Raw genomic sequence first — 23499 nt, forward strand, 5'->3', positions numbered from 1 at the left:
AAGTCGCCGCGAGGTATTCCCAAGTGTAGCGATCCAGCCGGCAATCGCTCACCCTGCCGCGCGGCGCACCTCACGGACCGGAGCACGGCACCCCGCCGCTTGTCTCGATCAGCCTCCCCCGCGCTCCTCCTCCCGCCACAGCGAGTCGCCGCGGCTCGTGGCCGGACTCGTGCGCGCCGGAGGCAGTTGCTGGGTCGACTGATCCGCCGGCCGATCCGGCTCGGCGCCCCCAGGAGCGCTCACCGGGTGGGCCGGCCGGGACGGCTGTGGGGATTCCTGCCCGGCATTGCCCGACGGGCCCGCAGTCAGCGGCACTGCTGCCGTTGCGGGGGTGTCGCCGCCGGCCAAGCGACGCCGCGAGTCCGCTCTGTCACTGTCGTGGTCGGTGAACGGCGGCTCGGCATCATCACGGGCCGCTCGCCGTCGGCGCAGGGCCCCGATCGCGCCGTCCAGCGACAGCGGACCGGCCCCACCGAGGACGAAGACGGTCAAGGCCAGGGCGGTGACCAGATCGACGGAGGTGAACCAACCGCCGTTGCCGGTGTACTGCTTCACCTCGTTCCAGTTCACGCTCAACACGATGAGCACCGTGAGGGCTATCCCGCCGAGGGCCGCGAGCCGGGTCAGCAGGCCGACCAGGAGGCCGAGCCCGATGGCCAGCTCGGCGAAGGCGGTCACGTGACCGAACAACGACGGGTGGTCGATCATCGGCGTCAGCAGGCTGCTGATGGGCGAGTCGGCCTTCGCGCTCGCGACGGCCGATCTGAACCCGAAGGAGGCCTTCGGATCGAAGAAACCCGGGTAGGTGAGCTTGGCGTACCCGGCGAAGAGGAACAGCGCCGCCAGGAAGATTCGCAGGGGGACGGTGGGCCAGCTGTTGCTGAACCGGCGCCAGCCCGTCCGTTGGGGCGCCTGATCGAGTGTGGTCATGGTTCTGTGCGTCCTCTCGGTAGCTGCACCGATGCCAGATGCCTCCCAATTCCAACACACCGAGGCCGACCAGGCAGACTGATCCGCGTGAGCAGCGTCGACGTGTCCGAAGATGCATACGCCCCGCACATCCCCGGCGGTTCAGTCGACCGCAGCGGCACAGCGCGCGCCTTGCTGCTACTGGGACGGGGCTCGGACCCCGATTCCGAGCGCGGGGTGGACTGCCCGGGTGAATTGCCGGCGATCTCAGACCCGGGTCTGGTCGAGCGTGCTCGCGCGGCGAAAGCGGCCCTGGGCGAGAAGGTGTTCGTGCTCGGCCATCACTACCAACGCGACGAGGTCATCCAGTTCGCCGACGTGACCGGCGATTCCTTCAAGCTGGCCCGCGAGGCCGCGGCCCGTCCGCAGGCGCCCTACATCGTCTTCTGCGGCGTGCATTTCATGGCCGAGTCGGCCGACATCCTCACCGCCTCCAGCCAGCGGGTGCTCCTGCCCGACCTGGCGGCGGGGTGCTCGATGGCCGACATGGCGCGCGACGTGCAGGTCCACCACGCGTGGGACGCGCTCACCGCGGCCGGGGTGGCGGCAGACACGGTGCCGGTCACCTACATGAACTCCTCGGCGGCCATCAAGGGATTCACCGGGGAACACGGCGGCCTGGTCTGCACGTCGTCCAACGCCGAGCGCGCGCTGCGGTGGGCCTTCGCGCAGCGCACCGAAGGCGGCGGTCAGCCCAAGGTGCTGTTCCTGCCCGACCAGCATCTGGGCCGTAATACCGCCGTCCGCCAACTCGGCATCGGGCTGGACGAATGCGTGGTCTACAACCCCCTCGAGCCCAACGGCGGCCTGAGCGTCGAACAGCTGCAGGCGGCCCGCATGATCCTCTGGCGCGGACACTGTTCGGTCCACGGCCGCTTCACGACCGCGCAGGTCGCGGCGGTCCGCGAGCGCGTTGCGGGTGTCCGGGTACTCGTCCACCCTGAGTGCACCTACGAGGTCGTCAGTCAGGCCGATCTGGTCGGCTCGACCGAGTTCATCATCGACACGATCGAGTCCGCCCCGGCCGGCTCGTCCTGGGCGATCGGCACCGAGCTGAACCTGGTTCGCCGCCTCGCCCAAGCCCACCCGGACAAGCAGATCACCTTCCTGGAATCGACCGTCTGCTACTGCGCGACCATGAACCGGATCGATCTGCCCCATCTGGTGCACACCCTGGAGGGCCTCGTCCGCGGCGAGGTGTACAACCAGATCACCGTCGAGGAGACGGTCGCGGCGAACGCCCGCACCGCACTCGACCGGATGCTCGCGCTCTGAGCAGAGCCAGCGCATGGCATCCTGGTTCCGTCCGTCCGTTCGCTGTCCCATCAGGAAGTGCCCACCGTGAACCTGCTTCGCCGCAAAGCCAGCCCCGGTCCGTCCGAGCCTCAGGTTGAGGTCGAGACCGCGGAGGTCGGGCAGGGCGGCAAGAAGGGTCGCCCGACACCCAAGCGGCGGACCAGCTCCGCCCCGGCGGCTCCTGCCCCGAAGACCCGCAAAGAAGCCATGGCCTGGCAGAAGCAGCAGGGCAAGCGGGCCAGCGTGGCCGGGCAGAAGAAGATGACCTCGGCGGAATACCGCGAAGCGATGCGCACCGGCGACCCCCGCGTCCTGCCCCGCCGGGACGCCGGACCGGTCCGGGCACTGGCTCGCGACTGGGTCGACTCGCACCGGATGGCCTCGAACTACCTGTTGTTGATCTTCCCCATCTACCTCGTGGGCCTGACCTACCGACCGCTGCTGCCGATCCCGCTGCTGATGATCGTGCTGTTCGCCATCGAGTGGATCCTCACCGGTCGACGGATCAAGAAGCTGGCTCTCGACCGAGGCCTGCAGACCAACGAAGGCGCCTTCGGTCTCGGCTTCTACGCCGGCGGCCGCGCCTACTTCCCGCGTCGCTGGCGCCGGCCGGCCCCGCGGGTGAGCCTGGGCGAGCAGATCTAGGGATCAGGCCGGCCGCGTCTTGGGGGCGTTGTCTGCGGTCCGGGCGGGGTCTCGCTCCATGACGGCCCCGAGCGCCTGATCGATCGCCGCCAGCGCATCGGCCGGGATCGTGACACCGGCCGCCTTGACGTTCTCGGCGACCTGCTCGGGCCGCGAGGCACCGACGATCGCGGCGGCGACATTGTCGTTGTGCAGCACCCAGGCCACGGCGAGCTGCGCCAGTGAGAGGTCGAGCGACTCGGCGACCGGCCGCAGGGCCTGAACCCGGCTCAGCACGTCGTCGTCCATGAACCGTTTGATCATGTCCGCGCCACCGTTGGTGTCGGTCGCGCGCGAGCCCTCCGGGGGCGCCTGACCAGGCTGGTACTTGCCGGTCAGCACACCCTGGGCGATGGGCGACCAGACGATCTGCGAGATGCCCAGCTCGCGCGAGGCGGGTACGACCTCGCCCTCGATCACCCGCCACAGCATCGAGTACTGCGGCTGGTTGGAGATCAACTGGAAACCCAGCTCCCGAGCGAGCGCATGACCGGCCCGAAGTTGTTCGGCCGTCCACTCGCTGACGCCGATGTAGAGCGCCTTGCCCGATCGGACGACGTCGGCGAAGGCCTGCATCGTCTCCTCCAGAGGCGTCTCGGTGTCGTACCGGTGCGCCTGGTAGAGGTCGACGTAGTCGGTCTGAAGCCGGCGCAGCGAACCGTCGATGGACTCCAGGATGTGCTTGCGAGACAGGCCGGTGTCGTTGTGGCCGCGCGGCCCGGTCGGCCAGTACACCTTCGTGAAGATCTCCAGCGACTGCCGCCGCTCGCCCTTGAGCGCGTCCCCGAGTACCTGCTCGGCCTTGGTGTTGGCGTAGGCGTCGGCCGTGTCGAAGCTCGTGACGCCGCACTCCAGCGCCGCGCGGACGCAGGCCGTGGCGACCTCGTTCTCCACCTGCGAGCCGTGGGTGAGCCAGTTGCCGTAGGTGATTTCGGAGATCTTCAAGCCGCTGTTGCCGAGGTATCGGAATTCCATACCAACGACCTTAGTCAGCCCGACGTCGCCTACTCCGACAGCGGCATCGGCCCGTAGACGTCCTTGCCGTCGTTCACCAGCACCACACCGGCGACCCCGGCCTCGGCCAGGTGCCGCCACGACTCCCCCAGCCAGCTCTCGGCGTCGGATTGGTTGCTGAACTCGCCCGAAGGCTCCGCACGGCCGTCGTCCGGTTCGTAACGCCAGGTCCAGTTCGAGTGCGCCATCGCAACCCGTCCCCTCTCATCGGAACCAGTGTCGGGGTCGACGACCGGAACGTGCTCGGCAGGTGATCTCCTGCACCGTAGATGCCGTGATGGGCCGGAGCGAATTGACCCCTCCGCGGCTGTGTGTTCCCATGGTGCCGCACACGCCGAACGAGCGGGGGAAGCCGGTGAGAGCCCGGCACTGACCCGCAGCCGTGAGCCGACGGACATCTGGACGCCGGTGAGTCGGAATGCCCGTTCATCCGGCGCGTCTCCACAACACCGTCGAGGATCGCGGTTCGGAGTCGCTGAGTGTCCCGGGTCTCAGGCTCGTGGACGTCCCGGCGAAATCGGGCGGACCTCCGTTCCTCCAGAAGGACGCCGATGACCCGCCTCACCCGTTCGCTGCGTCGCACCGGCACCGTCGCGCTGGCCGTCACCGTTGCCGGCGTGCTCGCGCTAGGCAGCGCGGCCGGACCTGCCTCAGCCGCGACCTCGCCCGCCCTGACCGGCGACGCTGCCCAGGCCGCGGCGAGTTGGCTGGCCGGACAGCTGGTCGACTCGAGCGGAAAGCCCGCCACCACCGGGGACCACTTCGACTACCCGGGCGGAACGTACTTCTTCGACGGACTCACCGCGGACTCGGTGTTCGCGCTGGCCGCCGCGGGAGTCGGCACGGCCAAGATCGCGAAGGTCCTCGACTACTACGAGGCGAACATCGCCCTGGCCAGCAGCGTCAACGACACCTCGGGCGCACCGGGACCCTACGACGGCTCCGTCGCCAAAGCTGCCCTTGCCGCGATCGTGGCCGGCCGCGACCCGTCGCACTTCGGTGGCTACAACCTGCTTCAGGCTCTGGCCGACGACAGCTGCACGGCCGTGTCCGCACCGGCGAACAGCCAGGACTTCACCACCCCGACCTGCCCGGCGATCGGCGCCGGACGCAACATCTTCTCCAGCGTCTCCCAGTCCCTGATCGTGATCGCGCTCGAGCGCGGCGAAAAGCCGGTGACCCCGGCGCAGTCGTCCTACCTGCTGTCCCTGCAGTGCGCGGGCGGCGGCTTCACCTCCGAGACCACCGCGGCCGGCTGCACCCCCGACATCGACGCCACGTCCTACGCCATCCTCGCGCTGAAGGCTTTGGGCGGCCACGCCGCGGCCCTGGCGTCGGCCAAGTCCTGGCTGATCTCCCAACGCACCGCCGGCGGGTACTGGACCGCTCAGGGCGGGCCGAACACCGACTCCACCGGGCTGGCGGTCTCAGCCCTTGACGCCCTCGGCGTGGACGTCGACGCCTCGCGGACCTGGCTCTACTCACAGCAGGTCGTCGAGGGCCCGACCTTCGGCGCCAACGCATCCCGCAGTGCCCTGACCTACCTGGGTGCGTTCAACGCGTTCGACTCCCTCAAGGCCACCGCAGACGGCATCGTCGGGATGGTTCCCGGGGCGTCCCTGCTGAGCGTCACGACGGCCGGCGCGCTGGCGGGGCTGCCGGTTCTGCCACCGGACGTCGACCGTCAGCACGCCTCGGTGAAGCAGGGTGGCAGGCAGGGCGTGGCCGCGACCGGCTTCACGGCGGGCGAGAAGGTCGTCGCCACCCTCCACTCCACCACCGTCGCCCTCGGCTCGGCGAAGGCCAAAGCGAACGGAACGGTGGAGGTCGACTTCACGGTTCCGAAGACGGTGCCCACCGGCACGCACGCCGTGGTGCTCGTCGGTGCGACATCCGGCCTGGTCGCCAAGATCTCCTTCGTGGTGACCAAGGCAGCGGCCACTCCGGCCCCAAGCGGTTCGGGTTCGGGTTCGGGTTCGGGTTCGGGTTCGGGTTCGGCCGGCGGAAGCACGGGCGGGTCCAGCACCACCAGTGGGTCCGGCGCCGCACTGGCGGCAACCGGCCTGGACCGCGGCCGGCTGTCCGGTGCGAGCGAGCTCGCGCTGGCCCTGCTGATGGCCGGCGTCGGCCTCGTCATGCTGGGACGGCGACACGCGGCATGACCGGCGTCCCCGCTGGGCGCGTCCGGCGACCAGCCCCGCGGCTACTGGCCGTTACCGCGGCCGCGGCTCTTGCGGTCCCGGCCGGCGCAGCATTGCCCGCCGTTGCCCTGACCCCGGCCTCGGCCTCGCCCTCCCACGTCGCCGTGGTCATCGGCGGCCAGTACGCGCGCTGCGTCGCCTGGCGTTCGGGCATGACGGGGCTCGACGTGCTCGAAGCCGCCGCTACCGTCCGCTTCGGCCAGCGTCAGTACAGCGGGCTGGTCACGTGGATCAACAGCGTGGGTTCGGATCGCCCGACCACGTCCTCCTACTGGGCCTACTTCCACAACGGGAGCTACGCCGGCTCCGGACCCGCCACCTATCACCCGCAGCCCGGCACGGTCGAGGGCTGGGCGTACGGCAACGGGAAGACCGCGCCGTCCGCTAGCTACGCAACCGTGTGCGCGGGCGCGGACACCGCGGCCAAACCCGCTCCAACAGTGGCGCCGAAACCAGTCCCGAAGCCGGCTCCCACGCTGTCGCCGAAACCGGTTCCCTCAGGCCAGGCAGCGGCCCAGCGCCCGACACAGGCCACCGGCGTCGCCGCGGCGCCCGCGTCCGGCTCGGCGAGCAACCGTGCGAACCCGGCGAGCGGCGGACAACCTTCCTCATCGAGCGGCTCCCCAGGTGCCCCGTTCGGGACCCACCCGCCCTCCGGCTCAGCCACCGCAGCAGGTACCCAGGTGACCGGCAGCGCGCTGACGTCCCCAGCGGGAGCCGTCACCGCCGAGTCCACGACGACCCCGGGCACGACGGGCGTGGCGAGCACAACCGTCGGGAAGAAGACCGGATCCTCGACCGCGACCGGCGCAGCGATCGCACTGCTGGCTGTACTCGCCCTCGGCGGCGGCGCCTGGTGGCATCGTCGCCGCCGCGTGCTCTAGGTCCGGCCGGCGAAGGTTCGTGTCCCGTCCCCGACTCATTCATCCCGTCGCCTGGTGGCTGTGGGCGCTCGGTCTGGCGTGGGCGACCATGCAGACGAGCAACATCCCGCTGTTGCTGGTGATTGCCGCGGTGTGCGGGTTCGTCGTCAGTGCCCGGCGCGCCCGCACGGTGTGGGGTAACGCCTTCGGCCTGCTCCTGGTCTTCGGCGCCGTCGGCATCGTCGTGACCGTGCTGCTGCAGGTGCTCATCGGCACCCGTACCCCGGGCCATGTGGTGCTCACCCTTCCGCAGTGGGACCTACCGGCGTGGACGGACGGACTCTCGGTGGGCGGCCCGGTCACCGGCGAGGCTTTGCTCGACTCGGCGACGAAAGGGCTTCGCCTGGCCGTGTTGATGGCCTGCTTCGGGGCAGCGAACTCTCTGGCCCATCCCGGTCGCCTGTTGGTGCTCGTTCCAGCGGCCTTGTACGAACTCGGAGTCGCCGTCGTCGTGGCGCTGACGCTGATTCCGCAGCTGACCGCCGCCTTGGCCCGAGTCCGCGATGCGCAGCGGCTGCGTGGCCGGCGCACCACCGGCCTGCGAGCCATCCGCGGCATCGGGGTGCCGGTGCTCGAAGAGGCCCTGGAAGGATCGATCGCCCTGGCCGCATCGATGGATTCCCGCGGGTACGGTCGTTCGGCCGCCCTGCCCGCGCGCGTGCGCCGACTCACCCACCTCGTGCTGCTGCTCGGCCTCGGAGCGGCCCTGGTCGGCAGCTACTTCGTCGTCGACCCGAGCGCCGCGCATGGCTGGGGGGTGCTGGGACTCGCCGTCGGCAGCGGCCTGGCCGTAGTGGCCGGCCTGTACTCCGGCCGCAGGCTGCGGCGGACCCGCTACCGGCATGACCCCTGGGGTGGGCCCGAGTGGCTGATTCTGGTCAGCGTGGCCGTCCCGCTCGCCTGCTTCGCGCTGGCCGACGCCAACCCCGGAGCGTCCGGCGTGCTGCGCTGGCCCTCGCTTCCCCTCGTCCCCTTTCTCGGACTCCTCCTTGCTGCGCTGCCCGGCCTCACCGGTGGTCCGACAACGCAGAATCCCCTTTCCGAGGCGGGGACGTCATGATCGAGCTGGTTTCCGCGGGAGTGCGGTACACGCCGACTTCCGAACCGGTTTTCCACGACCTCACGCTGTCCATCGCCGAGGGCGAACTGTGCCTGGTCGTCGGGCCGACGGGATCGGGCAAGTCCAGCCTGCTCGGGACGGTGAACGGGCTCGTCCCCCACTTCACCGGCGGGGTGCTGTCGGGGACCGTACGGGTCGCCGGACGGGACACTCGAACCCACCCACCGCGGGAACTGGCCGATGTGGTCGGGGTCGTCGGCCAGAATCCCCGGGCCGGCTTCGTCACCGACGTCGTGGAGGACGAGCTGGCCTACACGATGGAGTCGCTGGCCATTCCCCGCGACGTGATGCGACGCCGCATCGAGGACGTGCTCGATCTGCTTTCGCTGGCCGAGCTGCGCGACCGGCCGCTGTCCACGTTGTCCGGAGGGCAGGCTCAGCGAGTCGCCATCGGTTCGGTGATGACCGCCCATCCGCGGGTGCTGGTGCTGGACGAACCCACCTCCGCTCTGGACCCCGCCTCAGCCGAGGAGGTCCTGGCCGTCATTCAGCGCCTCGTGCACGACAACGGCCTGACCGTCCTGATGGCTGAGCACCGGCTCGAACGCGTCGTCCATTACGCTGACTCGGTCGTGGTCATGCCCGGCGGCGGCCGGCCGATCGAGTACGGCGATCCGGCGGCGATGATGCGGTTGTCGCCGGTGTTCCCGGCGGTCGTCGAACTGGGTCGCGATCTGGAGTGGGACCCGCTCCCGCTGACGGTCCGCGACGCGCGCCGCCGCTCCGCCGGACTGCACCGGACTCTGGCCACCGCCGCCGTGCCGCCGGATTCCGCCCGACCAGGTCGGGTGCTGGCCCGGGTCAGCGGGGCAACGGTGCGCTATCCCGAGACGGTCGCGGTCGACGGTCTGGACCTCGAACTGCGCGGGGGTGAGATCACCGCCCTGATGGGACGCAACGGCGCCGGCAAGTCCAGCCTGCTCAATCTGCTGACCGGCCTGCGCAAGCCGACCAGCGGTACCGTCCGCCTGGGCGCCGGCGTCGACCCACGGAGTCTGCGCGGCCGAGCGCTCATCTGCGCGGTCGGCCTCGTCCCGCAGCAGCCCGCGGACCTGCTCTACGCCGACTCCGTCGCCGAGGAATGCGCCCTGGCCGACCGGGAAGCGGGCGGCGCCGTCGGACGCTGCGCTGGGCTGCTCCTGCGGATCGCCGGACCCATCGACCCGGACCGCCATCCCCGGGACCTGTCCGAGGGCCAGCGCCTGGCCCTGGCGCTGGCCGTCGTCATGACCTCCGAACCGGACCTGCTGCTGCTCGACGAGCCGACCCGAGGGCTCGACTACCCCGCCAAGAAAAGGCTGATCGTGCTGCTGCGTGAGCTGGCCGGTCCCGAGCGGTCCATCGTCCTGGCCACCCATGACGTCGAACTGGCGGCCGAGTTGTCCGACCGGACCGTGGTGATGGCTGACGGTCAGATCGTCGCCGACGGGCCCAGCCGTGAGGTGGTTGTCTCGTCCCCGGTGTTCGCTCCGCAGATCTCGAAGGTGCTCAGCCCGCTGCCCTACCTCACGGTCTCCGATGTCAGGGTGGGTCTCGCAGGCATCACCCAGGCCGGCTCGTCGTGAGCACCCGCGGGGCAGCCCTGCGGATCTCGCCGGTCTCTGCCCTGACCTTGGCCGGAGTTTCCCTCGTGGGCGTCGCGGCCTTCCTCTGGCCGCTGGTGCTGACCACCGCGGGCGACGACGGGCACGCCACGGACGCACCCTGGGTCTTCGTCCTGCTGCTGCCGTTGCTGCTGTTGATCGCGGTGACGCAGCTGTCCTCCGGCGGTCTGGACGCCAAAGCCGTCGCCCTGCTCGGGGTGCTCTCCGGCGTGTCCGCCCTGCTCCGCCCGCTGAGCGGCGGGGTCACCGGCATCCAGTTGATGTTCTTCCTGCTGGTGCCGGCCGGGCGTGTCTTCGGCCCAGGATTCGGTTTCCTGCTCGGAAACGTAGCGATGTTCGCCTCGGCCGCGCTGACGGGAGGCGGCGGCCCGTGGCTCCCGTTCCAGATGCTGGCCGCCGGTTGGATCGGCCTCGGCGCCGGACTGCTGCCGCCTTTGCGTGGGCGCCTCGAACTTCTCCTGCTGAGCGGCTACGGGTTCGCGGCGGGCATCGCCTACGGGTTCGTCATGAACCTGTGGTTCTGGCCGTTCGCGGCCTCCGGTACCGGGACGGCGTCGGCGGTCACCTTCGTCGCGGGGGCTCCCCTGACCGACAACCTGCACCGTTGGCTGGCCTTTTCCACGACCACCAGCCTGTCCTTCGACCTCCCCCGCGGATTCGCGACGGCGGTCGCGGTGCTGCTGGTGGGACGGCCCGTGCTGTCGGCCCTGCGCCGAGCCTCCCGGCGAGCCGCGTTCGAGGGGCCGGTGATCTTCGTGCCGGCCGCCACCGCCTCCGGTGCGGGCCCGCGCGGCGAGGCCAGGCAAGATGGGGCGTCGTAACCCGCCCGAGCACCCGGGAGCATCCGCATGAGCGAAAGTCAGCCCAGCTGGGAAGCCGCCATCGACGGCATCGACTACCCGGACGCCGACGCTGCCCAGCGGGTACGACACGACCAGCAGCAGCCGGGCGCCATCCAGTTCGGCGTCCTGGGCGAACTCGCCGTCTGGGTCGCCTCGGTCCAGGGCAGCGCTCCGCCCCACGACTTTCATCGCGTCCGGGCCTTGCTCATCGCCGGCGACCACGGGATCGCGGCAGCGGGGGTCTCGGCCCGCAATGCCGGGGCGACCGCCGCTGAGGTGGCCGGCTTGTCGGCGGGGGCCCGCCCGGCCAACGAACTCGCCGAGCTGGCCGGTGCGACCGTGCGGCCCGTCGATGTCGCCGTCGACGCCGAGGCCACACCGGCGGGGGCCGAGTTCAAGGTGCGGCGCGGCAGTGGCTCGATCGATCGCGAGGACGCCCTGACTGCCGAGGAAACCGAACTGGCGCTGGCCACGGGCGTCCGGCTGGCCGATGCCGAGATCGACGCCGGCGCGGACCTGATCGTGCTCGGTGACCTGGGCGTCGGATCCACGACGGTGGCCGCCACCCTGATCTCCATCCAGACCGACACCGAGCCCACGAAGGTCGTCGGACGCAGTTGCGGCATCGACGACCCGACGTGGATCGCCAAATGCGCCGCGATCCGGGACGCCCGGCGCCGCGGCCGAGCCCACCGGGGCGAGTTGCTGGACGTACTCAGGGTCGCCGGCGGCGCGGATTTCGCCGTCCTGGTCGGGGTGATCCTGCAGTCGGCCAACCGGCGGACACCCGTACTCGTCGACGGTGTCGTCACGGCGGCCGCAGCGCTACTGGCTCAATCCGTCAATGCCCGCATCGTGCGCTGGATCAGGGCCGCCCAGCTCACCGAGGAGCCGGCGCACGCGATCGCGCTGGATCGGCTCGGGCTGACGCCGATCCTCGACCTGCATCTGGCCACCGGTGAGGCGATCGGCGCGCTCACCGCGGTACCGATCCTGCGTGCGGCCATCCGCTCGGCCGGCGCGTGAGGCGGTTCTCGACGCTGCCGGCCAGGATCAGCGCACGTGGGACGGCACGAAGGGCAGCTTGACCACGGTCGCGGACAGCGAGCGACCCCGGACGTCGATCGTCACCGGCGAGCCGTGCTCGAGCCCGGCGGCGGTGTCGAGCAGAGCCAGTGCGATGCCCTTTTTGAGCGTGGGGGAAAACGTCCCCGACGTGGTGTGCCCGAGCGGTTGACCCTCGGCGCCGAGTACCTGCATGTGCGGGCGGGGAACGCCCCGGTCGGACAGCGCGAGCCCGCGCAACGAGCGGGCCGGACCGGCGGCCTTCTCGGCGACCAGCGCGTCGCGACCCCAGAAGGCGTCCTTCTTCCAGCCGACCGCCCATCCCGACCCGGCCTGGACCGGGGTGATGTCGCGAGCAAGGTCCTGGCCGTGCAACGGGTAGCCCATTTCGGTCCGGAGCGTGTCGCGGGCGCCCAGCCCGGCCGGCATACCGTCGTGCCGGCGCACCGTTTCGGCGAGAGCGTCCCAGAGGGCGCCCGCATCCGACCACGCGGGAATCAACTCATAGCCGTGCTCGCCGGTGTATCCCGTACGGCAGACCCGCACCGGCCGTCCGTCGAACTCGGCGTCGACGAACGAGACGTAGGGCATGTCGCTGGGCAGGTCGAGGTCGGCGAGCACGGCGGCTGAACGGGGCCCCTGCACGGCCAGCACGCCGAAGCCCTCGTGCTGGTTGGTCACGGTCAGCCCGGGCGCCCGCCGGTGTGCCTCGGCCGAAAGCAGGCCGATGACCTCGTCGGCGTTGGCGGCGTTGGGCATCAGGAACACCTCGTCGTCGGAGACGAGATAGCTGAAGACGTCGTCGATCACGCCACCGTCCTCGGCGCAGCACAGGGTGTACTGGGCCTGGCCCGGCACGATCCGACCCAGATCAGCGGTGAAGCAGGAATTGACGAAGGCACGCGCGCCCGGGCCCGCGACCGTGGCCTTGCCCAGATGCGAGACGTCGAAGAGCCCGACGGCCGTCCGGACGGCCGTGTGCTCGGCGATCACGCCGCCGCCGGATGCCCCGTATTCAATCGGCATCTCCCAACCGCCGAAGTCGGCGAGCTTCGCGCCGAGGTCGAGGTGGCGGTCGTGCAGGGGCGAGCGGCGCAGCGCGGCGGGCGTGGTCATGGCGACACCGTACCGATCAGCCCTGACGCCGGGCACCGGCACGCCCCGCCGCCATCGAGTACCCGCGCCGAATCGTGCAGCGACCGTTTCACATATATTGGCCCGTATGCCAACCGTGTCGATCGTCTCGCCCGACGCCGTACTCGCCGCTGACGCGGTGATCGTTGCGACGGTATCCACCCCCGAGGGGATCGCGCTGGTCAAGGGCGCCGAGCCGGTCGACAAGGCGCTGGGCGGCCGGCTGCTCGAGGCGCTTCAGGCCCTGGATGCCTCGGGCCGCGAGGATGAGGTCCTGAAGATCGCGACCCTGGGCCAGGCCAGTTTCGGGCTGGTCGTCGCCAGCGGTACGGGCAAGGGCGACCCGTCCCGCGTCGAGTCCGAGCAGATTCGCCGGGCCGTCGGCGCCGCGCTGCGAGGCCTCAACTCCGCGCGCCGGGTCGCCGTGGCGATCTCGGCCGGCCCGAGCGAGGCGGCGACCATCGAGGCTGTCTCGGACGGGGCCCTGCTCGGCGCGTACCGATTCACCAGATTCAAGTCCGCCGCTACTCCGGCTGCGCTGCGCCGCGTCGACGTCGTCGGCTCCACCGGAGCGGACAGCCGCAAGGCCCTGCAACGGTCGAAGATCATCAGCGCGGCCGTGAACAACACGCGCGATCTGGTCAACACGCCGGCCAATCACCTCAACCCGCCGAGCTTCGCCCAGTACGCGAAGGACAACGGCGAGGCGGCCGGGCTCACGGTCGAGGTGCTGGACGAACGCGGGCTGCGGCGCGGCAAGTTCGGCGGCATCCTTGCGGTCGGCGCCGGGTCGGCCACCCCGCCGCGGCTCGTCCGACTCAGCTACTCCCCGGCGCGCGCCACGACCCACGTTGCCCTGGTGGGCAAGGGCATCACGTTCGATACCGGCGGCCTCGACCTCAAGACCGCGATGATGGCTCAGATGAAGTCCGATATGGGTGGTGCCGCGGCCGTCATCGAAGCGATCATCGCCGCCGCCAAACTCAAGCTCCCGATCGCCATCACCGCGACGGTCCCCATGGCCGAGAACGCGGTGTCAGGCACGGCCTACCGCCCGTCTGACATCCTGACGATGCGCGATGGACGGACCGTCGAGGTCGACAACACCGACGCCGAGGGCCGGCTCATCCTGGCCGACGCGATCCTGCGGGCCTGCGAGGACTCCCCCGATTACCTCATCGAGACCTCCACGCTGACCGGGGGACAACTCGTGGCGCTGGGACTCAACACCACCGGCGCAATGGGCAGTGACGCCTTCCGCGACCGGGTGGTCGCCGCCGGGAACGCCGCCGGGGAGTCGCTGTGGCCGATGCCGCTGCCGGCATACCTGCGCGCGGGCCTGGACTCGCCGGTCGCCGACATCACCAACCTGCCCAAGGAGCGCTGGGCCTCGATGCTCGTGGCCGGCGTATTCCTGCAGGACTTCGTCTCCAGTGGCGTGGAGTGGGTGCACCTGGACATCGCCGGTCCGTCGTTTGCCAACGCTCCGAGCGGCTACACCCCCAAGGGCGGCACCGGGGCGATCGTGCGCACGCTGGTGGCTGCGCTGTCCGACCTGGCGGGCTGACCGGCCGGGGGGGTCAGTCAGCGCGCTTGTGCCGCGCGTTGTAGTCCCGCATTCGTTGTGGGTAGCCCACCACTGAGGCGTCGTAGAGCGGCAGGGCCATGCGCTTGGCGAAGGCCGCGGCCCCCGACGGGCCGTCGACGCGGCGTCTCGTCCACTCTCCGTCGTCGGCGACGAGCAACACCGTCGTGTCGGTGACCGCGGTGCGCGGTTCGACAAAGGCCTCCACTCCTTGCCGACTGGCGATGAAGGCCTCCAGGTGGGCGGTGTCGTCCGAAGTGCCGGTGCGCAGTCGACCCTCGCCTCGTCTGCGCCGGCCGAGGCCGAACAGAGCCATGAACGCTCCCCTCCTGGTGGGTCCTCGGACGCCTGACCGGGCCCGGTGCTCGCGCCGAGGCGTCTTCGACCCGGTACCACTGCCGGGATGATCACACCGCGGGCGGGTCGAGACCGCAATCGCGTGCCCGACTCACCCGCGCCCGACGGCGAGTGGAACAATGTACAAGGTCTTCTTCAGTCCTGGCGCTGATTCGCCTTCGGCGAAACTGGAAGCGACTGGGCTGTGGACGCTCGTTCTATCGAGAGCAGCTACCGCGGTCAGCGGTGCGGAGCAGAACAGGGAGTCGTTTTCGTGGCAGACCAGTCCTTTGACGTGGTGATCCTGGGTGGCGGGAGCGGCGGCTATGCGGCCGCGCTGCGATCGGCCGAGCTGGGCAAGTCGGTAGCGCTCATCGAGCGCGACAAGGTCGGCGGAACCTGTCTGCATCGGGGCTGCATTCCGACGAAGGCGTTGCTGCACGCGGGCGAGGTCGCCGATTCTGCTCGGGAGTCGGCGACGTTCGGGGTGAACGCGACGTTCGAGGGCATCGACATGGCGGGTGTCCACAAGTACAAGGACGGCGTCATCTCGAAGAACTGGAAGGGTCTGCAGGGGCTGATCAAGTCCCGCGGCATCCAGATCGTCGAGGGCGAAGGCCGCCTGGTGTCGGCCAAGACGGTGGCGGTTGGCGATGACACCTACACCGGCGCGAACGTCATCCTGGCTACCGGTTCCTACTCCCGGTCCTTGCCGGGCCTGGAGGTCGACGGACAGCGGGTGTTGACCAGCGAGCACGCGCTGTCCCTGGACCACGTCCCGGCCAGCGCAATCGTGCTCGGCGGTGGCGTGATCGGCGTCGAGTTCGCCAGCGCGTGGAAGTCCTTCGGGGCGGACGTCACCATCGTCGAGGCATTGCCGCATCTGGTTCCGTTGGAGGACGAGGACAACTCCAAACTGCTGGAGCGCGCCTTCCGTCGCCGGGGTATCGGGTTCAAGCTGGGCGCTCGATTCGCGGGCGTCGAGCACACCGATTCCGGGGTGAAGGTGACCCTGGAAAGCGGGGAAAGTATCGAAGCCGAACTGCTGCTGGTCGCGGTCGGGCGTGGAGCGGTCTCCGAAGGGCTCGGCTACGAAGAGGCCGGCGTCGCGATGGAACGCGGGTTCGTCACGGTTGACGAGTACTGCCGCACGTCCGTCGAAGGCGTTTATGCCGTCGGTGATCTGGTCCCGACGCTCCAACTGGCCCATGTCGGCTTCGCCGAGGGCATCCTGGTCGCCGAGCACATCGCCGGCCTGCCGGTGGCACCGATCGACTATGCCGGGGTTCCGCGGATCACCTACTCCCAGCCCGAGGTCGCATCGGTCGGGCTGACGGCCGCGCAGGCGGCGGAAAAGTACGGCGCGGACAACATCAGGACGATCACGTACGACCTGTCGGGCAACGGCCGGTCGGCGATCCTCAACACCAAGGGCGCCGTGAAGCTCATCGCGGAGAAGGACGGTCCTGTGGTGGGCGTCCACATCGTCGGGGACCGGGTCGGCGAGCTCATCGCCGAAGCGCAACTGATCTACAACTGGGAAGCGCTGCCCAGCGAGGTCGCGCAACTCATTCACCCGCACCCCACCCAGTCCGAGGCCATCGGCGAGGCCCACCTGCTCATGGCCGGCAAACCGCTGCACGTCCACGACTGAGGACCGTTCGAGACGACTCGTAGGATTCCCTCGCCGGCCCGAGCTCGGCGAGCCAGCTTTGCCCGATCGCGAAGGAGCAACAGGACATGCCGGTCTCAGTGACCATGCCCCGTCTCGGTGAGAGTGTCACCGAGGGAACCGTCACCCGCTGGTTGAAGCAGGAAGGCGACACGGTCACGGCCGACGAGCCACTGCTGGAGGTCTCCACCGACAAGGTCGACACCGAGGTACCGTCCCCCGCGTCGGGCGTGCTGACGTCGATCAAGGTGGCTGAGGACGAGACGGTCGAGGTCGGCGTCGAGCTGGCGGTCATCTCGGACGGCGACGACGGCGCCGCGGACAGTGGCTCGGAGGACGCGTCCACGTCGGCGGATCAGGCCGCCCCACAGGAGCAGCCCGCACAGCAGTCGCCCCCGGCACAGCAGTCGCCCCCGGCACAGCAGTCGCAGCCCGAGGCAGAGCCCGTCGCCGAGGCTTCGCCGGCCGCGCCCCCGGCAGCCGCCCCTGCGGCGCAGGCACCGGCTAGCGCGCCCGCTCCCGCCGCACCGGCACCCGCCGCCGCACCGGCACCGGCGCCCTCAGCTGCACCGGCACCGGCACCGGCGCCCGCAGCCGCAGCCGCAGCGGCACCCGCAGCCGCAGCCGCATCGGCACCCGCCGCCGCACCAACACCGGACTCCGACGACGAGGTGGCCGGCACCTACGTGACGCCCCTGGTTCGCAAGCTGGCCAGTGAACACGGCGTGGACCTGAACTCGATCACGGGCACCGGCGTCGGCGGTCGGATTCGCAAGTCCGATGTGATCGCTGCTGCCGAAGCCGAAGCCCAGGCTCGTGAGGACGCGCCCGCTCCGGTTGCGAGTACTCCCGCCGCGACCCCGGCAACCGCTGGCCCCCCCGCGGCCGCTCCGGCGTCGTCGTCGATCAAGCGGGGCGAGACCGTGAAGATGTCACGCCTGCGGCAGGTCATCGCCGCACGCATGGTCGAGTCGCTCCAGGTTTCGGCCCAGCTGACGACCGTCGTCGAGGTCGACATCACGAGGATCGCCCGACTGCGCGATGCGGCCAAGGCCGACTTCGAGCGGCGCGAAGGCGTGAAGCTCTCGTTCCTGCCGTTCTTCGCGGTCGCCGCCGTCGAGGCGTTGAAGGCGCACCCGAACGTCAACTCCTCTGTCGACACCGAGGCGGGGACCATCACCTACCACGACGGCGAGCACCTGGGCATTGCGGTCGACACCGAGCGCGGCCTGCTGGTGCCGGTGATCCACAACGCCGGCGACCTCAATCTGGGCGGTGTGGCGCGCAAGATCTCTGATCTCGCCGAACGCACTCGCACGAACAAGGTCTCGCCGGACGAGCTCGGCGGTGGCACGTTCACGCTCACCAATACCGGCAGTCGGGGCGCCTTGTTCGACACCCCGATCATCAATCAGCCGCAGGTCGCCATCCTCGGCACGGGCGCGGTGGTAAAGCGTCCGGTCGTCATCTCGGACCCGAACCTGGGCGAGACCATCGCGGTTCGCTCGATGGTGTATCTGGCGCTTTCCTACGACCACCGCATCGTCGACGGCGCGGACGCGGCGCGCTTCCTCGCCACGATGAAGGAGCGGCTTGAGGCTGGCGCCTTCGAAGGAGAACTCGGCCTGGCCTGAGCCGAGAGAAGCGTTGGGTATGCCCGCCGGGACAGGTCCTGGCGGGCATGCTTGCACCACCAACGAGACGGAGCTCGCGCCGCACGCTGAATCCACAGGGCGGCTGTGCGCATGCTGGCGCGAAGGGCAGGACGAATGAAGATCGTGATTGCGGGAGCGTCCGGGTTTCTCGGGCAGGCTCTCGCGCAGGACCTCATCGGGCGCGGCCACCGGATCGTGCAGTTGGTGCGCAGGCCGCCCAAGTCCCCGAGCGAGGTGGAATGGCACCCGGAGCGGGGTGAACTCGACCCGGCGGTCTTGTCCGGCGCCGACGCTGTGATCAGCCTTTCCGGGGCTGGCATCGAGGACAAGCGGTGGACTCCTGAATACCGCAGGATCCTGCTGGACAGCCGGGTTCAGCCGACCACGACGATCGCGACGACCCTGGCCGGGGTGCCCGAGCAGCGGCGTCCGGCAGTCTTCCTTTCGGCTTCGGCGATCGGCTTCTACGGCGAGCGCGGGGACCAACCACTGCCGGAGGGAGCCACGCACGGCACCGGTTTTCTGGCTGATCTAGTGGTGCAGTGGGAGGCAGCCACCGCGCCCGCGGTCGAGGCCGGCGTCCGAGTGTGCACGTTGCGGACCGGACTCGTGCTCGCCGCCAGCGGGGGCTTGCTGAAGCGGATGATCCCGCTGTTCAAGTTCGGGATCGGAGGCAAGCTCGGAGCGGGCACTCAATACCAGGCCTGGATCACCCTTGCCGATGAAATCGGCGCGATCCGCCATGCGCTGGAGACCGAGGCGGTGAGCGGCCCCGTGAACCTGGTGGGACCCGACCCGGTGCGCAACGAGGACTTCGTCCGCGCCCTGGGTTCGGTCCTGCATCGTCCGTCGATCTTCCCCACTCCGGCCTTCGGCCTGCGCCTGGTGCTGGGTCAGTTCGCCGATGAAGGCGTGCTCGTGAGCCAGCGCGTCATCCCGCAGGTGCTGCAGGACTCGGGCTACGCCTTCGAACACGACAACCTGGAGGCCGCGTTGCGCTGGGCCGTCGCCCACTGATCTGTCGCGCTCTGGCCCGACGCGGCGACCGCAGTACTCGCTTGAGGCCTCGTCGGAATGCCTGGCCGGTCACGCCGTCCGCTGCGAACTGATGCGGTACCCCTCAGCGGTCGGTGACAGCTCGATCACCAAGCGGGTAGGTCCGCGCTCGGGACTGTGGATCGGTGGCCGTCCGGCACAGCGAAGGGTGACTCGGCTCATCCGGGCGGTGACGAGTACCCGAACCGAACCGGGATCGACGCGGGCCAGGACCACGTTGTCGTAGCGGGTATTCAGGCCGTCGAGGTGACAGCCTTGAGGTTCGGCGGCCAGCAGCTGGTCGCGATCCTGAGCCAGCAGGCCGGCCGAGCTGTAGACGCGCTCGAGCAGGTCGGGACGCCGCAGGGCGTAAGCGGCCCCCCGCTGTCGATCGAGATCGGCCAGGGTCGAACGAGCCACCTCGATGTTCATCGAGTTCGCCGCCTGGTCGTGCGAACTCGGCCTGGTCGGCCTCGCACCCGAAGGCATCGGCCTCGCGGCGGGCCTTGGGTCAGCCGAGGAGGCCGGTCCGCCCCGAACCACCACCACGATCGCGGCTACGACCAAGAGCGCGGCCGACCCCGCAAGGAGCACGGCGCGCCGCAGGGACAGCGATCGCAACCGGCGCCGCCGCACGGGGCGTTCGTCCGGACGAATCCGTGGCCGGGCCAGCTGCGTGAGGTCGGTGCGCACCAGGTCACCGCCCAACTGTCGAGGTCGGGCGAACGCTGGTCGGGCAGACGCGCCGGCCAACTCGGCCGCGGCCGAACGAGCGCGCGGGCGAGCCACCCGGCTCGACCCCAGCATCGAGCTGAACCCCGACGCAGGGCGCGTGGAGCCGCGAGATGACCACGAGGTCGACGAACGCGGCGGCGCCGAGGCCGACGAGGCCGGCGCGGACAGCCCGGACGGCAGGACTGCACCGCTCCCGCCTTCCTGCTGGCTTCGTCGCACCGCCTCGAGTTCGGCGGCGCGGCGTTCCACCGAGTGACGTCCGACGGGCGGGATTCGGCCAGCGCCCAACACCACTGCTCGTGGTGGCGTGACGGCCACGCCGCGAGTCGACAGACACGCGGCCAGATCGACGGCGTACTCGGCGGCGCTGCCGCGCCGGAACGGGTCCTCGTCGAGCCCGCGGCGAATGAGCCGGGCGAGTGCGGGCGGTAGGTCGTTCACCCTCGCGTCCAGGTCGATCGGCACTCCGACGGCCGAGGTCGAGATGAGCTCCTCCGCTGACTCCTCGCCAGTGCGGTGCCACGGACCGAAACCGGTAGCCGCGTGCAGGGTGAGCGCGGCCAGGCCGAAAACGTCACTGAAAGTCGCGGCAACCCCGCCGCGCACCACCTGCGGGTCCAGGTAGGCCGGGGTACCGAGCAACTCTTCCGGCGGGGCGGTGCCGAACATCCGCCCCAGGCCGAGGTCGGCCAGGAGCGGTCGGCCGTCGACGGTGAACAGCACGTTCGCCGCGCTCACGTCCCCGTGCAGCACCTCCGCGGAGTGGGCATAGGCCAGGGCTGAGGCCACCGGAGACAGCGCGGCCACCACCTCAGGGACGGTCAGCCGTCCGCGTCGCGCAAGCAGTTCCGACAGCGAGCCACCGGCCGCCAGGTCCAGCACGAGCACATCGCGCTCGGGCGTGCGGACGAACTGATGTAGCCGAATCAACCCCGGGTGGTCCAGACGGGCCAACAGGGCGGCCTCCGCAGCCGGATCGCCGGGCTCACCGGCACGTCCGGCGCCCACACGCTCGATGACCTTGAGGGCGACCCCTTCGCCGGCTGCCGTCGTCGCCGCAAAGACGGCACCCCGACTTCCGTAACCGATCAGCGGGCCGACCCGGTAACCAGGAACCTGAAGTTTCATGGGACTACCGTACGAAACCGGACCGACTCCGGCTTCGAGTTATCCACAGGCAGTGCAAGCGCCGAAGGCGAGCACTGGCGCTACAAACGCGGCCGTGCCCGAAGCATCGGGTCGCTCAGCGCGCTCCAACCGAGGACCTGGCGCCCGGTTCGTCCTCCAGCACTCCGTCGTCGGGGGCCTTGCCCAGTTTCGAGGGCCACCAGATTCGGGTCCCTAGATCGGTCGCCAACGCCGGCACCAGCACGCTCCGCACGACGATCGTGTCGAGCAGCACGCCGAACGCCACCGCGAACCCGATCTCGGCGAGGAATACCAGCGGCAGTACTCCCAGGACGGTGAACGTGGCCGCCAGCACGATCCCCGCTGAGGTGATGACGCCGCCGGTGACCGCGAGGCCGCGCAGGATGCCCCGTCGCGTCCCGAACTGCAGGGTCTCCTCCCGGACGCGGGTCATCAGGAAGATGTTGTAGTCGATGCCCAGCGCCACCAGGAACACGAAGGCGAACAGCGGGAACGACTGGTCCGCACCGGCGAAACCGAAGATGTGCGTGAAGGCGAATCCGCACACGCCGAGGGTGGCCAGGAACGACAGCACCACCGTCACGATGAGCACCAGCGGAGCGACCAGCGCACGCAACAGCAGCGACAGGATGATGAAGATGACCACTAGCACGATCGGGATGATCAGGTTCCGGTCGTGAACCGAGGCCTTCTGCACGTCCAGCGTCGCGGCCGTCTGACCGCCCACCTTGGCGTTGGCGCCCGGGATCGCGTGTAGCGCGGCGCGCAGTCGCTTGATCGTTTCGTAGGCCGCCGGCGAGTCGTAGGAATCGGCCAGGGTCGCGTTGACGATGGTGCGGCCACCGATCGGCTGGACCTGCAACTGGGCCGGTGGGCAGCCCGCCGCGCCTGCGCCACCGGCACCACCACCGCCCGAGGCCAGCTTCGCGTAGTCGATCTGGACGCAGACCGCGCCCGGCTTGTTCAGGATCCCCGGCGTCTTCTGGGCCGCCGCGATGACCTCGGAAGCCTTGTCGGCGTTGAGCATGATCACTGCGGGCGCGCCGGCACCCTTGTCGAACTTGGCGTCGTAGACCTTCTGCCCCGTGACCGCGTCCGGGGTGTTCGTGAAGGAGTCCACCGTGGTCAGGCCGTTGGTCTTGAGCGAGATGAGCCCGATCAGGCAGACCAGCAGAATGACGGTGGCACCTACCCAGGACCGGCGGTGCTGACGGGATACGGTCTGCGCGATCCGGCCCCACAGGCCGTGGGTCTCGATGTCGCTAGCGTGGTCGGGATGCGGAATTCGCGGCCAGAACACCCACCGACCCAGGACGGCGAGGATGACCGGCAGAAAGCCCATCATGACCAGCAGCGTGCAGACAACGCCGATGGCACAGACCGGTCCCAGGCTCTTGTTCGAGTTCAGTTCGCTGAAACTCAGGCAGAGCAGACCGACGGTGACCGTGGCCCCCGAGGCACCGATCGCCGGAATGGATTCTCGCCAGGCCTTGACCATGGCGTCGAATCGGTGTTCGTAGGTGTGCAGCTCTTCCCGGTATCGAGAGATGAGCAGCAGGGCGTAGTCCGTGCCCACACCGAAGACGAGGACCTGCAAGATGCCCTGACTCTGCCCGTTCAGCGTGAGCACGTCGTGCTTGGCCAGCTGGTAGATGACCAGCGCCGAGGTTCCCAACGCGAGGAACACCGAGATCAAGGGCAGGGCCCAGAGCACCGGCGATCGGTAGACGATCAGCAGGATCACGATCACGACGGCACCGGCGGCGAAGATCAGCACCCCGTCAAGGCCCGAGAACGCATCGATGAACGCCACCAGCAGACCACCGGCGCCGGCCGGATGAACCGTCAGGCCGCTGGTCGCCCCTTCGGCCGCCTTGAGGACCGCCTTCTCGACCTTGACGAGCACGTCGCCGTTGATCGATACCCCGTTGTCCTTGCCGATCAGGGGGACGTAGACCGAGGCCACGGTCTTGTCGCTCGAGATTTCCGGGGCGGTCATCGCCGACGTGTCGACGCCGGCGACGGTCTTTATCGCGGTGACCGCCTTGGCGATCGCCGTGTTGTCGGCGCTGGTGAGACCGGAGGTGCGCTCGAACAGCACGAAGCCAGGGATGCTTTCGATCTTGAGGAACTTCTCGGACTCGTTGGCCACCTTCGTCGACTCGGCCGAGCCCGGCAGGTAGGACGCGTTGTCGTTCTTCTGAACCTCGCCGAGCTTTGCCTGATATTGCCCGCCCACCCCACCGACGAGAAACATCAGGATCCCGACGGCGGTTATGGCGAACACGGGCCAGCGGAAGGCTGCGTGCCGCGGCTTGGCGCTCTTGTCCTTGCGTGTGCCCTTGCCGTTGCCTCGAGACGGATGGTCGGACGGCTCGGTGGCCCGCGAGTCAGTCATGATCTCAAGCTCCTCCTGCATCGGCCTGCGTTCGACGAGCGGTGGTGCCGGGACCGAGCAGACACCTAACCCCCTGTGAATT

19 protein-coding genes and 1 riboswitch are annotated in these 23499 nt (G+C 69.8%); of the genes, 12 read left to right on the plus strand and 7 right to left on the minus strand.

Annotation, left to right across the window (positions count from 1 at the left end; translation table 11 throughout):
* Positions 1–108: 108 nt before the first annotated feature.
* Positions 109–930 carry a DoxX family protein gene (locus M6D93_RS13235; protein WP_249769751.1) on the minus strand — a complete coding sequence of 274 codons (822 nt, stop codon included), beginning with the start codon at positions 928–930 and terminating at the stop codon, positions 109–111.
* A 129-nt stretch (positions 931–1059) separates the two neighbouring features.
* Here M6D93_RS13235 and nadA point away from each other — a divergent pair, with 129 nt between their 5' ends.
* On the plus strand, positions 1060–2244 hold the full coding sequence (nadA, locus tag M6D93_RS13240) for a quinolinate synthase NadA (protein ID WP_347343642.1): 1185 nt from the start codon (positions 1060–1062) through the stop codon (positions 2242–2244).
* Between the two features lie 57 nt (positions 2245–2301).
* Positions 2302–2910 (plus strand): DUF3043 domain-containing protein, encoded by a 609-nt coding sequence (locus tag M6D93_RS13245; protein ID WP_249769753.1) that lies wholly within the window; start codon positions 2302–2304, stop codon positions 2908–2910.
* Positions 2911–2913: 3 nt separating this feature from the next.
* Here the strand turns inward: M6D93_RS13245 and M6D93_RS13250 are convergent, their stop codons facing one another.
* Both M6D93_RS13250 and M6D93_RS13255 read right to left on the minus strand, forming a co-directional pair.
* Positions 2914–3924 carry an aldo/keto reductase family protein gene (locus tag M6D93_RS13250; RefSeq protein WP_249769754.1) on the minus strand — a complete coding sequence of 337 codons (1011 nt, stop codon included), beginning with the start codon at positions 3922–3924 and terminating at the stop codon, positions 2914–2916.
* Positions 3925–3953: 29 nt separating this feature from the next.
* Positions 3954–4151, minus strand: a complete 198-nt coding sequence (locus tag M6D93_RS13255) for a hypothetical protein (RefSeq protein ID WP_249769755.1) — start codon at positions 4149–4151, stop codon at positions 3954–3956.
* Positions 4152–4254: 103 nt separating this feature from the next.
* Positions 4255–4408: riboswitch (cobalamin riboswitch) on the plus strand.
* A 106-nt stretch (positions 4409–4514) separates the two neighbouring features.
* On the opposite strand from M6D93_RS13255, the gene M6D93_RS13260 reads away from it, so the two are divergent.
* The 6 genes from M6D93_RS13260 to M6D93_RS13285 are packed head-to-tail and all read left to right on the plus strand — an operon-like array spanning position 4515 to position 11679.
* A complete protein-coding gene (locus M6D93_RS13260) occupies positions 4515–6125 on the plus strand; it encodes a prenyltransferase/squalene oxidase repeat-containing protein (protein WP_249769756.1) in 1611 nt (536 codons plus the stop codon).
* The gene (locus M6D93_RS13265) at positions 6122–7048 is read left to right on the plus strand and encodes a DUF4430 domain-containing protein (RefSeq protein ID WP_249769757.1); all 927 of its coding nucleotides are present in this window, start codon (positions 6122–6124) and stop codon (positions 7046–7048) included. The genes M6D93_RS13260 and M6D93_RS13265 overlap by 4 nt, the downstream gene beginning before the upstream one ends.
* A gap of 19 nt (positions 7049–7067) precedes the next feature.
* Entirely contained in the window at positions 7068–8147 is a 1080-nt protein-coding gene (locus M6D93_RS13270; protein WP_249769758.1) for an energy-coupling factor transporter transmembrane component T, read from the plus strand.
* Positions 8144–9772 carry an ABC transporter ATP-binding protein gene (locus tag M6D93_RS13275; protein WP_249769759.1) on the plus strand — a complete coding sequence of 543 codons (1629 nt, stop codon included), beginning with the start codon at positions 8144–8146 and terminating at the stop codon, positions 9770–9772. Before M6D93_RS13270 ends, M6D93_RS13275 begins: the two co-directional genes overlap by 4 nt.
* Positions 9769–10632, plus strand: coding sequence for an ECF transporter S component (locus tag M6D93_RS13280; protein ID WP_249769760.1), 864 nt, complete (start codon positions 9769–9771; stop codon positions 10630–10632). Before M6D93_RS13275 ends, M6D93_RS13280 begins: the two co-directional genes overlap by 4 nt.
* Positions 10633–10659: 27 nt before the next feature.
* Positions 10660–11679 (plus strand): nicotinate-nucleotide--dimethylbenzimidazole phosphoribosyltransferase, encoded by a 1020-nt coding sequence (locus tag M6D93_RS13285; RefSeq protein WP_249769761.1) that lies wholly within the window; start codon positions 10660–10662, stop codon positions 11677–11679.
* Positions 11680–11706: 27 nt separating this feature from the next.
* Here M6D93_RS13285 and gcvT read toward each other — a convergent pair whose 3' ends face one another.
* The gene (gene gcvT, locus M6D93_RS13290; protein ID WP_249769762.1) at positions 11707–12834 is read right to left on the minus strand and encodes a glycine cleavage system aminomethyltransferase GcvT; all 1128 of its coding nucleotides are present in this window, start codon (positions 12832–12834) and stop codon (positions 11707–11709) included.
* Between the two features lie 106 nt (positions 12835–12940).
* Here gcvT and M6D93_RS13295 point away from each other — a divergent pair, with 106 nt between their 5' ends.
* The gene (locus M6D93_RS13295) at positions 12941–14419 is read left to right on the plus strand and encodes a leucyl aminopeptidase (RefSeq protein WP_249769763.1); all 1479 of its coding nucleotides are present in this window, start codon (positions 12941–12943) and stop codon (positions 14417–14419) included.
* 13 nt (positions 14420–14432) lie between these two features.
* Here M6D93_RS13295 and M6D93_RS13300 read toward each other — a convergent pair whose 3' ends face one another.
* Positions 14433–14753: a hypothetical protein gene (locus M6D93_RS13300; RefSeq protein WP_249769764.1), complete on the minus strand. Its 321-nt coding sequence runs from the start codon at positions 14751–14753 to the stop codon at positions 14433–14435.
* A gap of 294 nt (positions 14754–15047) precedes the next feature.
* Between M6D93_RS13300 and lpdA the strand changes: the two genes are divergently transcribed.
* The 3 genes from lpdA (at position 15048) to M6D93_RS13315 (ending at position 19117) form a co-directional block, all read left to right on the plus strand.
* Positions 15048–16427, plus strand: a complete 1380-nt coding sequence (lpdA, locus tag M6D93_RS13305) for a dihydrolipoyl dehydrogenase (protein WP_249769765.1) — start codon at positions 15048–15050, stop codon at positions 16425–16427.
* Between the two features lie 86 nt (positions 16428–16513).
* Positions 16514–18079 carry a 2-oxoglutarate dehydrogenase, E2 component, dihydrolipoamide succinyltransferase gene (sucB, locus tag M6D93_RS13310; RefSeq protein ID WP_249769766.1) on the plus strand — a complete coding sequence of 522 codons (1566 nt, stop codon included), beginning with the start codon at positions 16514–16516 and terminating at the stop codon, positions 18077–18079.
* Between the two features lie 135 nt (positions 18080–18214).
* Positions 18215–19117: a TIGR01777 family oxidoreductase gene (locus M6D93_RS13315; protein WP_249769767.1), complete on the plus strand. Its 903-nt coding sequence runs from the start codon at positions 18215–18217 to the stop codon at positions 19115–19117.
* Positions 19118–19186: 69 nt separating this feature from the next.
* Here the strand turns inward: M6D93_RS13315 and M6D93_RS13320 are convergent, their stop codons facing one another.
* On the minus strand, positions 19187–20998 hold the full coding sequence (locus M6D93_RS13320; RefSeq protein WP_249769768.1) for a serine/threonine-protein kinase: 1812 nt from the start codon (positions 20996–20998) through the stop codon (positions 19187–19189).
* A gap of 115 nt (positions 20999–21113) precedes the next feature.
* Complete coding sequence (locus M6D93_RS13325; protein WP_347343643.1) at positions 21114–23276, minus strand: MMPL family transporter; 2163 nt, start codon at positions 23274–23276, stop codon at positions 21114–21116.
* Positions 23277–23499: the final 223 nt, after the last annotated feature.

Origin of the sequence: Jatrophihabitans telluris (assembly GCF_023516435.1) — a bacterium.
Lineage (GTDB): Bacteria > Actinomycetota > Actinomycetes > Mycobacteriales > Jatrophihabitantaceae > Jatrophihabitans_A > Jatrophihabitans_A telluris.